Genomic DNA, 9753 nt, shown 5'->3' with positions numbered 1-9753 from the left:
CGGACGACTCCTGCACGCTCGGCGGGACGGTCGGCTACCGCGAGTGGTCCACCTGCACCTACCCGCGCGTGGTCGGCGACGACGTGCCAGCGTCGGTGAAGCCGCTGCGCGAGGAGCGCCGGCGCTGACGGGCGCGCGCTCCTCGCCGGCCCAGCCCGGCGTCCGAGGACGGCCGTGCGCGGCCGCGTGCCAGAGTTGGCCCCGTGAGCAGCGCTGTCCGCCAGGCCGACCGGTTGCGCACCGTGCGCTACGACATCCGCGGGCCGCTGCTGCGCCGTGCCCGCGAGATCGAGGCCGCCGGCCACGAGGTGGTCAAGCTCAACATCGGCAACCCCGCGGCGTGGGGCTTCCAGGCCCCCGACGCCGTGGTGCAAGGCCTGGTCGAGCACATCCACGACGCCGAGGGATACAGCGACGCCCGCGGCATCCTGCCCGCCCGCGAGGCCGTGGCCGACTACTACACCGGCCGCGGCGTGGTCGGGGTCGGGCCCGACCACGTGATGCTGGGCAACGGGGTCTCCGAGCTCATCGTCATGACGCTGCAGGCCCTGCTCGACCCGGGCGACCAGGTGCTGGTCCCCAGCCCCGACTACCCGCTGTGGACGGGCGCGGTGCGCCTGTCCGGCGGCACGGCCGTGCACTACCGCTGCGACGAGGAAGCCGGCTGGCAGCCCGACGTCGCCGACGTCGCCGCCAGGGTCACCCCCGCCACCAAGGCGATGGTGATCATCAACCCCAACAACCCCACCGGCGCGGTGTACTCCCGCGAGACCCTCCTGGCGCTGCTCGAGGTCGCCCGCCGGCACGACCTGCTGGTGCTGGCCGACGAGATCTACGACCACATCCTCTTCGACGGCGCCGACGGCCCGGCCGTCCACGAGCACGCGGCCGCGCTCGCCCCCGACCTCGTGGTCCTGACGCTGTGCGGGCTGTCCAAGAACCACCGCGCGGCCGGGTTCCGCTCGGCGTGGCTCGCGATCAGCGGCCCGCGCGAGCGCGCCGCGGACTACCTCGACGGCCTGGAGCTGCTGGCCAACATGCGGATGTGCCCCAACGTGCCGGCCCAGCACGCCGTGGCCTCCGCGCTGGCCGACCGGGCCAGCATCGACCCGCTGCTGGCGCCCGGCGGCCGGCTGCGCGAGCAGCGCGACCACGCCCTGCGCCGCCTGCGCGCCATCCCGGGCGTCTCCTGCGTGGAGCCCCGCGGCGCGCTGTACCTCTTCGCCCGGCTCGACCCCTCGGTGATCGCCGTCGACGACGACGAGGCGCTGGTCATGGACCTGCTCGACGCCGAGCACCTGCTCCTCACGCACGGCACGGGCTTCAACCTGCCCACGCCCGACCACCTGCGCATGGTCTTCCTGGCGCCGGTGGAGGTGCTGGACGACGCCGCCGACCGGCTGGAGCGCTTCCTGGCGGGCCGCCGCCGCTGACCCGGGCACCGACGCTGGCCCCCTCCACGGAGACCTTCCGCTGACGGGCGGCGCCGAGCAGCGCGGAGGGGAAGCCCCCAGGACCCGCACGAGCACCGCCCGCTCCCGGGTGCCGGTGGACCTGTCGCGTGCGACGGTCCTGGGATGACCATCTCGACCACCGGCTTCGGCCACGTCCGCCTCACCGTCCGCGACATCGAGGTCTCCCGGCGCTTCTACGACCGCGTCTTCGGCTGGGACGTCGCCTTCGAGCTCCCCCCTGACGCCGACCAGGCCACCCGCGACCGGTTGTGGTTCCTCTTCGGCGGCGTCATCTACCAGGTCCCGGGCGGGCTGCTCGGCCTGCGGCCCGCCGCCCCGGGCGACGACGCCTTCAGCGAGGACCGCGTCGGCCTGGACCACCTGTCGTTCTCGGTCGCCTCCGCGGCCGACCTCGACGCCGCCGTCGCCGTCCTCGACGCCGCGGGCGCCCCGCACGGCGAGGTCAAGGACGCCGGGGCGATGCACCTGCTGGAGTTCCGCGATCCCGACGGCATCGCTCTGGAGCTGGTCGCCGTGAAGGGCTGAGACCCGGCCTCCCGCACCGAGGTGTCGGAACCCTGTCACGAGGTGTCGGAACCGGGAGGTCGTTCCGGCACGTCCTGACGGGGTTCCGGCACGTCCTGACGGGGTTCCGACACCTGGGGCCAGGAGGCGGAACGCATCCCGGCGCGCCCCGCCCCCGGTGGCAGCTCCGTCCACCACCATCAGCCCTGTGGCAGCGCCCAGGCCGACCTCCGAGCCCGCCCCGTGGGTGCCGTGGGCCGTGCTCGGCGTGGTGGTGGCCACCGTCGTCCAGCTGGCCCTGGGGGCGTCCAGCGACCTGCCGCAGTTCGCCGGCAAGGGCTTCGGGGCGCGGCTGGCCGCCTACCCGGTGCTCATGCTGCTCGTGCCGCTCGTGGCGGTGGTGCGGCGCGCCCGGCGCAACCACCGCCACCAGCCCTCCGGGCCGCTGCCGTGGTGGGCGACCCTGCTGGTCGCGCTGCCGTTCCTCGTCGACGTCACCGGCAACACCCTCGACCTCTACGACGCCGTCGGCTGGTGGGACGACGCCAACCACCTGGTGAACTGGGCCCTGCTCTCCGTCGGCGCGGGCCTGCTGCTGCGCGACGGCGGGGTGCGCCCGCACTGGGCGCTGGCGCTGTGCACCGCCGGCGTGGGGGCGCTGCTGGCGGTGGCGTGGGAGCTGGGCGAGTGGGCCGCCTTCATCCGCTTCGGCGAGGTCGACGGCGGGCTGGCCGCGGCCTACGGCGACACCCTGGGAGACCTGGCGCTGGGCTGCCTGGGCGCCGCCGCGGCCGGCGCGGTGGTGGCCCGCCGTGCGCTGGTCGCCGAGCGCAGCGCCGCCCGCCGCTTGGCTGAGGTGGCACGCGGCTCCTGACGGCGGTCCCGCCCCCACGCCGGGGCGGGTCAGGCGGGGTCGGCCAGGACGTCGAGGGCGTGCCGCAGGTCGGCCGGGTACTCGCTGGTGAACGCCGTCCACTCCCCCGTGGCGGGGTGGTGGAAGGCCAGGCCCTTGGCGTGCAGCCACTGCCGGGTCAGCCCGAGCCGCTGGGCGAGCGCGGGGTCGGCGCCGTAGGTCAGGTCCCCGCAGCACGGGTGGCGCAGGGCGCTCATGTGCACGCGGATCTGGTGGGTGCGCCCCGTCTCCAGGTGCACCTCCAGCAGCGTCGCGGCGCGGAAGGCCTCGAGGGTCTCGTAGTGCGTCACGCTCGGCTTGCCCTGGGCGGTGACGGCCCACTTCCAGTCCGAGGACGGGTGCCGGCCGATGGGCGCGTCCACGGTCCCGGAGGTCGGGTCGGGGTGCCCCTGCACGAGCGCGTGGTAGGTCTTCTCGACCGTCCGCTCGCGGAAGGCGTCCTTGAGCACGGCGTAGGCGTGCTCGCTCTTGGCCACCACCATGAGGCCGGAGGTGCCGACGTCGAGGCGGTGCACCACGCCCTGGCGCTCCGCAGCGCCCGAGGTGGAGATGCGGTAGCCGGCGGCGGCCAGGCCGCCGATGACGGTGGGCCCGTTCCAGCCCGGCGAGGGGTGCGCCGCGACGCCGACGGGCTTGTCGACCACCACGAGGTCGTCGTCGTCGTGGACGACGCGCAGGCCGTCGACGGGCTCGGCGACCACGCGGGGGGCGGCGGGCGGGTCGGGCAGGGACACCTGCAGCCACGCGCCCGCGCGCAGCCGCTCGGACTTGCCGACCACGGCGCCGTCCAGCTCCACGCCCCCGGCCTCGGCGACCTCGGCCGCGCGCGAGCGGGACAGCCCGAGCAGGCGGGCCAGCCCGGCGTCGAGCCGCTCGCCCTCCAGGCCGTCGGGGACCGGCAGGGAGCGCACCTCGGGCACGCTCAGGGCCTCGCTGACGAGCGGGAGCGGCCGGAGACGGCGCGCCGGCCGTCGATCTCGATGCCGCGCAGCGCGAGGACCACGATGGTCGCCGCGGCGGTGCAGATCATGGAGTCGGCGACGTTGAAGACCGGGAAGTCGGGCAGGGCCAGGAAGTCGACCACGTGGCCCCGCGCGAAGCCCGGGGCGCGCAGGAGCCTGTCGACGAGGTTGCCGGTGGCGCCTGCCAGCAGCAGCCCCAGCGCGAACGCCCAGGCGCGGCTCCCGAGCCGGCGGGAGACCCGCAGCACGGCGACGACGACGACCGTGGCGATGACCGTGAAGACCCAGGTCGCGCCGGTGGCGAAGGAGAACGCGGCGCCGGGGTTGCGCAGCAGGTACAGCTGCAGCAGCTCACCGACCAGCGGCACCGGCTCACCGGGGGTGAGCAGCTCCACCGCCAGGGCCTTGGTGACCTGGTCGGCGGCGAGCCCGACCAGCGCCACGAGCACCAGGAAGCGCCGCAGGCGGCGCGCCCTGAGGGCGCGGCCGAGCCCGTCCGGCCCCTCAGCGGGGACGGACGGGCTGGAGCCGGTGCGCGGCGAGGACGCCGGCACCCGCGCCGCGGCGGCGCTCTCGGCGGACGGCTCGCTCAGCTAGCACCGCCGCCGAAGGCGTAGCCCACGTCCTGGGCCGCCGGGGGCACCGGGCGGCCGTTCTGCACGCCGGCGCTGCTGCGGGTCTCGAGGTCGCGCAGCTGGGACTCCAGGTAGGACTTCATGCGGTTGCGGTAGTCGCGCTCGAAGTTGCGCAGCTCGTCGATCTTGCGCTCGAGCAGCGAGCGCTCCTGCTCCAGGCTGCCGAGGGTCTGGCGGTGCTTCTCCTCGGCCTCGCGGACCAGGCGGCCGGCGCGCTCCTTGGCCTCGCCGAGGATCTGGTCGCGCTGCTCCTCACCGGAGCGCACGAAGTCGTCGTGGAGCTTCTGGGCCAGGGCGAGCATGCCGGTGGCCGACTCCAGCGGCTGCCCACCGCCGAGCACCGGGGCCGGCGCGGCCGCGGCCACGGGCGCCGGGGCGGCCTGCTGCGGCACGGGGCCGGTGGCGCCACCGCCGCGGCTGAGCTCGGTCACGCGCCGCTCGCAGGCCGTCAGGCTCTGCTGCAGCTGCTCGTTCTCCGCCGTCAGGCGGCGCAGCTCACCCACGACCTCGTCCAGGAAGTCGTCGACCTCGTCCTGGTCGTAGCCCTCGCGGAACTTGGTGGGCTGGAACCGCTTGTTGACGACGTCCTCGGGCGTCAGCGCCATGTGGTCACCTCTTCGAGAGTCACCGCGGTGGCACGCACCGGGCCTGCTATCAGTCGCACGCCACCGTAGCCGACGACGCGCGCCGGCGCGGTCAGGTGCCGCACGCGGTGTGTCCGGGGCGACCCGGCGGCCGTCGGGTCGGGGCGGCTGGTGCTGCCGGAGGGCTCACGCGACCTGGAGGGCGGCGCGCTGCAGCACGCCCATCAGCAGCGAGCAGCCGAGCGCCAGGATGATGAAGGCGAGGTCGAGCTGGATGCTGCCGATCCGGATCGGCTTGACCACGCGGCGGATCCCCCGCAGCGGCGGGTCGGTGACCGTGTAAACGGTCTCGGCGACCACGAGCACCGCCCCGCGCGGACGCCAGTCGCGGGAGAAGACCTGCACCCACTCCAGCACGAGCCTGCCGATGAGCAGCACGAAGAAGAGCAGCACGACGAGGTACAGCAGCTGGAAGACCATGCTCACGCCGACCATCATCCCCCGTCCGGGGACGTGCCGGCCGCCCCCGCGCCGGACGCGCCGAAGAGGGGGCACCGCGGCAGCGGTGCCCCCTCGTGGCGGGCGGATGAGGGGCGCCTCGCCCGCCACCGCCGGTGAGCCGGCAGGTCAGGACTGGTTGAAGACCGCCTTGACCTGGCCGACCGGCTCACCGGTGACCTCGACGTGCGCCGGGGAGAGCAGGAAGACCTTGTTGGTGACGCGCTCGATGTTGCCGTGCAGGCCGAAGACCAGCCCGGCGGAGAAGTCGACGAGGCGCTTGGCGTCGGCGTCGGACATGTCGGTGAGGTTCATGATGACCGGCACGCCGCCGCGGAAGCACTCGCCGATGGCCTTGGCCTCGTTGTAGGTGCGCGGGTGGATCGTGGTGATGCGGCGCAGGTCCGCGGCAGGTGCCGGGGTGAAGCGCGAGATCGAGCGGTCGCGGGTGATCGGCGTCACCTCGGCGCGGTACTCGGAGTCGTCCACCGCCACCTCGTCCTCCTCCTCGTCCCACGCGTCGACGTCGAGGTCGCGCGGCTCGGCGTAGCGCGGGTCGTCCTCGCGCAGCCCCATCCACACCATCGACTTGTGCAGCGCTCCAGCCATGACCCGCTCCTCCTGTCCGTGCTCCGGCCGCCCGCCCCGGCGGTCCGCGCGACACCGGAAGCCCCTCCGCCCCTTCGGGCTCGTGAGCCTCACTCGTCTCGCTAGTCACAGAAGTTACACGATCGGAGGCCTCGCGCCCAGCACGGCGCGGCCGACACGCACGTGGGTCGCACCCGCGGCCACCGCGGCCTCCAGGTCACCGCTCATCCCCGCCGAGACCGCGTCGGCCCCCGGGTGCTGCGCGCGCACCCGCGCCGCCACCTGTGCGAGCCGCTCGAAGGGGCCGCGCGGGTCGACGCCCGCCGGGGCCACCGCCATCACGCCCGCGAGGCGCAGCCCCCCGGCGGCGGCCACCGCGTCGGCCAGCCCCGCCACGTCGCGCGGCGCGGCGCCCCCTCGGCCGGGGTCGCGCTCGTCGTCGTCGGCGAGGTCGACCTGCACCAGCACGTCCAGCACGTGACCCTCGGGGCGGGCCCCCTCCTCCAGCGCCCGCCGGTGACCGCGCTCCAGCGCGGCCACCAGGCGCGGGCGGTCCACGGAGTGCACGACGTCGGCCCAGGCGGCCACCGCGGCGGCCTTGTTGGTCTGCACCTGGCCCACCTGGTGCCAGCGCAGGCCGAGGTCGGCGCACGCGGCGGCCTTCAGGCCGGCCTCCGGCTCCCGGCTCTCCCCCACGTCACCGGCGCCGCTGGCGGCGAGCAGCCGCACGTCGGAGGCGGGGAAGGTCTTGGTCACCACCACCAGCAGCACGGAGCCGGCGGCCCGCCCGGCCGCCGCCTCCGCGTCGGCCACCCGCTGCCGCACGGCCCGCAGCCCCTCGGCCAGCTCGGCCGCCCTGCCCGGCGAGCCGGCGCCGGCACCGTCCTCGCTCACCGCTCCTCCTTCCTCCACGCCAGCCCCGCCCAGCGGGGAGCCGCCGGCCCCGAGCGGCGCACCGACCCCAGCGAGGGGTCCTCCACGGTGCAGCCGGGCAGCTGCTCGGCGGCCACCCCCAGACCGGCGAGCTGCTCGAGCACGCCGGCGGCCACGTCCAGGGCCGGCGTGGCGGTCCAGGTCCGCGAAGCGGTCACCGGGTGCCGCCCGGCGACCTCGGCGCGCATCGCCGCGGGCACCTCGTAGCAGCGGCCGCACACCGACGGCCCCAGCACCGCCCGGGTGCGCCCGGGCTGCGCCCCCCGCTCGGCCATGAGCGCGACCGCGGCCCCGACGACGCCCTCGTCCATGCCGCGCCGCCCGGCGTGGGCGACGCCCACCACCCCGGCCGCGGGGTCGGCGAGCAGCACGGGCACGCAGTCGGCCACCAGCACCGCCAGCGCCAGGCCCGGCGCGTCGGTGACCAGCGCGTCGGCCTGCGGGGGCGGTCCGTCCCACGGCCCGCGGGCCAGCACCGCGCGCGCGCCGTGCACCTGCCGGGCCACGAGAAGGTGCTCGGGCCCCACGCCGACGTCGGCCGCCAGCGACGCCCGCGCGGCGCGGGCCGCCGCCGGGTCCCCGCCGGTGTGGTCGGCCAGGTCTGCGCCGCCGGACAGGGCCAGCACGCAGCCGCCGGGCAGCTCGCGCCGCCACGCCGTCGACGCGCCGGGGACGACGGAGGGGTCGGGCGGGCTCGCCATGGGACGAGCCTGCCCGACCCCTCCGGCCGGTCTCCGTGCGGGGCGGCAGCGCCTACTTCAGGAAGTCCGGGACGTCGAGGTCCTCCGGCTCGGAGCGGCCGTAGCGGGCGCGGGCGGGCTCGCGCTCCACCACGCCGTGGGAGCCGGTGTGGACACCGGTGTGGCTGCCGGCGTGGCCGCCGTCGTACTGGCCGGGCAGCTGGCCGGCGGCGTACGCGGGCTCGGCCGCCGGGCCGTCGTCCAGGGCGCTGGGCGTCGCCTGCGGGCTGCGCCAGTCGCTGTAGCCGCCGTCGTACTGCTCGCCGTAGCCGTCGGCGCGCTCACCGCGACCCTCGGCGCGCCCGTCAGGAGCGGCGGGCTGCTGGCGGGCGGGGGCCGCCTCGCCGTAGGGCGAGGGCGCGGCCGCGCGCGCCGGCTGCTGCCAGCTCGGCCGGTCGGCGGGCACCGCCGGGGACTGGCCGGTGCGGGGGCCGCTGGCCCGGGCCGGGGCGGCGACGGCCGGCTGCTGGCCGGTGCGCGGGGAGGCGGGACCGGACGGGCCGGCGCCGAAGCCGCTGTGGGCGGGGCGCCCCGGAGCGCCGCCGGTGCTCACCGCCGGGGTGCGGGGCAGCGAGACGGCCGCGGCCGCGGGGGCCGGCTCGGCGCGCCGCTCGTCGCGGCGCACCTGGGGCACGCCGCCGTCGAAGCCGGCGGCGATGACGGTGACGCGCACCTCGTCGCCGAGGGCGTCGTCGATGACGGCGCCGAAGATGATGTTGGCCTCGGGGTGGGCGGCCTCCTGCACCATCCGCGCGGCCTCGTTGATCTCGAACAGGCCGAGGTCGGAGCCGCCCTGGATGGACAGCAGCACGCCGTGGGCGCCGTCGATGCTCGCCTCGAGCAGCGGGGAGGAGATGGCCAGCTCGGCGGCCTCGACGGCGCGGTTGTCACCGCGCGAGGAGCCGATGCCCATGAGCGCGGAGCCCGCGTTGCTCATGACCGACTTCACGTCGGCGAAGTCGAGGTTGATCAGGCCGGGGGTGGTGATGAGGTCGGTGATGCCCTGGACGCCGGACAGCAGCACCTGGTCGGCCGACTTGAACGCGTCGAGCACGCTGACGCCGCGGTCGCTGATGGACAGCAGCCGGTCGTTGGGGATGACGATGAGCGTGTCGACCTGGTCGCGCAGCTCCGCGATGCCCGACTCCGCGCTCGTGGCGCGGCGGCGTCCCTCGAAGGTGAACGGGCGGGTGACGACGCCGATGGTCAGCGCGCCCAGCGCCCGGGCCATGCGCGCCACCACGGGGGCCCCGCCGGTGCCGGTGCCGCCGCCCTCGCCGGCGGTCACGAAGACCATGTCGGCCCCGCGCAGGACCTCCTCGATCTCCTCCGCGTGGTCCTCCGCGGCCTTGCGCCCGACCTCGGGGTCGGCGCCGGCGCCCAGGCCGCGCGTGAGCTCGCGCCCCACGTCGAGCTTGACGTCGGCGTCGCTCATCAGCAGCGCCTGCGCGTCGGTGTTGACGGCGATGAACTCGACCCCCTTGAGGCCGACCTCGATCATGCGGTTCACGGCGTTGACGCCGCCCCCGCCCACGCCCACCACCTTGATGACCGCCAAGTAGTTCTGCGGTGCCGCCACGGTCCCCTGCTCTCCCCGATCGCTTCGGGCCTGCCGACCCCGGATCTGCTGCTACCGCGGCCCCCTCAGGCCCCGGAAAAGTCTCAACCTCAACTCAAGGCTGAACGTTATGTCACAACGGTGTTGTTTGCAGGCTAGGGGCCGGACGCCGAAACTCACAACTCCCCACGCCGCGCTGCTGAACAGCGGCTCTGCCCGTCGCAGCGCTGTGCTCACGGGCGCTGACAGAGCGCTACGACGAGCACGAGCGACGCGGCGCTGAGCCGCCCGTTCGGGCGAGCCGGAGCCTAGGGCCGCAGCCTGGGAGGCCCTCACAGGGGCCCTCGCCACCACCTGCGTCGA

11 protein-coding genes are annotated in these 9753 nt (G+C 75.8%); 3 read left to right on the top strand and 8 right to left on the bottom strand.

Annotated features, from left to right (window positions below):
- The first annotated feature begins 203 nt into the window (after positions 1 to 203).
- The 3 genes from ACUN9U_RS04350 to ACUN9U_RS04340 all read left to right on the top strand — a co-directional run bounded on the left by ACUN9U_RS04350 (position 204) and on the right by ACUN9U_RS04340 (position 2853).
- On the top strand, positions 204 to 1433 hold the full coding sequence (locus tag ACUN9U_RS04350; RefSeq protein WP_445483688.1) for a pyridoxal phosphate-dependent aminotransferase: 1230 nt from the start codon (positions 204 to 206) through the stop codon (positions 1431 to 1433).
- 144 nt (positions 1434 to 1577) lie between these two features.
- Positions 1578 to 2000: a VOC family protein gene (locus ACUN9U_RS04345; RefSeq protein ID WP_445483687.1), complete on the top strand. Its 423-nt coding sequence runs from the start codon at positions 1578 to 1580 to the stop codon at positions 1998 to 2000.
- Positions 2001 to 2187: 187 nt separating this feature from the next.
- On the top strand, positions 2188 to 2853 hold the full coding sequence (locus tag ACUN9U_RS04340; protein ID WP_445483686.1) for a hypothetical protein: 666 nt from the start codon (positions 2188 to 2190) through the stop codon (positions 2851 to 2853).
- Positions 2854 to 2882: 29 nt separating this feature from the next.
- Here ACUN9U_RS04340 and ACUN9U_RS04335 read toward each other — a convergent pair whose 3' ends face one another.
- The 8 genes from ACUN9U_RS04335 to ftsZ form a co-directional block, all read right to left on the bottom strand.
- Positions 2883 to 3812: an RluA family pseudouridine synthase gene (locus ACUN9U_RS04335; protein WP_445483685.1), complete on the bottom strand. Its 930-nt coding sequence runs from the start codon at positions 3810 to 3812 to the stop codon at positions 2883 to 2885.
- A 2-nt stretch (positions 3813 to 3814) separates the two neighbouring features.
- Positions 3815 to 4408 (bottom strand): signal peptidase II, encoded by a 594-nt coding sequence (lspA, locus tag ACUN9U_RS04330; protein WP_445483684.1) that lies wholly within the window; start codon positions 4406 to 4408, stop codon positions 3815 to 3817.
- A gap of 35 nt (positions 4409 to 4443) precedes the next feature.
- Entirely contained in the window at positions 4444 to 5094 is a 651-nt protein-coding gene (locus ACUN9U_RS04325; protein WP_445483683.1) for a DivIVA domain-containing protein, read from the bottom strand.
- A gap of 165 nt (positions 5095 to 5259) precedes the next feature.
- The gene (locus tag ACUN9U_RS04320) at positions 5260 to 5559 is read right to left on the bottom strand and encodes a YggT family protein (RefSeq protein WP_445483682.1); all 300 of its coding nucleotides are present in this window, start codon (positions 5557 to 5559) and stop codon (positions 5260 to 5262) included.
- Between the two features lie 141 nt (positions 5560 to 5700).
- Positions 5701 to 6180 (bottom strand): cell division protein SepF, encoded by a 480-nt coding sequence (locus ACUN9U_RS04315; RefSeq protein WP_445483681.1) that lies wholly within the window; start codon positions 6178 to 6180, stop codon positions 5701 to 5703.
- Between the two features lie 114 nt (positions 6181 to 6294).
- Positions 6295 to 7053, bottom strand: coding sequence for a YggS family pyridoxal phosphate-dependent enzyme (locus ACUN9U_RS04310; protein ID WP_445483680.1), 759 nt, complete (start codon positions 7051 to 7053; stop codon positions 6295 to 6297).
- Positions 7050 to 7793 carry a polyphenol oxidase family protein gene (locus tag ACUN9U_RS04305; RefSeq protein ID WP_445483679.1) on the bottom strand — a complete coding sequence of 248 codons (744 nt, stop codon included), beginning with the start codon at positions 7791 to 7793 and terminating at the stop codon, positions 7050 to 7052. The genes ACUN9U_RS04310 and ACUN9U_RS04305 overlap by 4 nt, the downstream gene beginning before the upstream one ends.
- A 52-nt stretch (positions 7794 to 7845) precedes the next feature.
- Positions 7846 to 9411, bottom strand: coding sequence for a cell division protein FtsZ (ftsZ, locus tag ACUN9U_RS04300; RefSeq protein ID WP_445483678.1), 1566 nt, complete (start codon positions 9409 to 9411; stop codon positions 7846 to 7848).
- Positions 9412 to 9753: the final 342 nt, after the last annotated feature.

The sequence above is a fragment of the Quadrisphaera sp. KR29 genome (assembly GCF_052644995.1).
The sequence above is the reverse complement of the archived record's forward strand: the minus strand, read 5'-3'. Positions and strand labels throughout refer to the sequence as shown.

What these genes read in the sequence shown, in the direction of transcription:
- ACUN9U_RS04325 (WP_445483683.1), bottom strand. Translation starts at nt 5,094, where the DNA reads ATGGCGCTGACGCCCGAGGACGTCGTCAACAAGCGGTTCCAGCCCACC.
- ACUN9U_RS04345 (WP_445483687.1), top strand. Translation starts at nt 1,578, where the DNA reads ATGACCATCTCGACCACCGGCTTCGGCCACGTCCGCCTCACCGTCCGC.
- ACUN9U_RS04315 (WP_445483681.1), bottom strand. Translation starts at nt 6,180, where the DNA reads ATGGCTGGAGCGCTGCACAAGTCGATGGTGTGGATGGGGCTGCGCGAG.
- ACUN9U_RS04305 (WP_445483679.1), bottom strand. Translation starts at nt 7,793, where the DNA reads ATGGCGAGCCCGCCCGACCCCTCCGTCGTCCCCGGCGCGTCGACGGCG.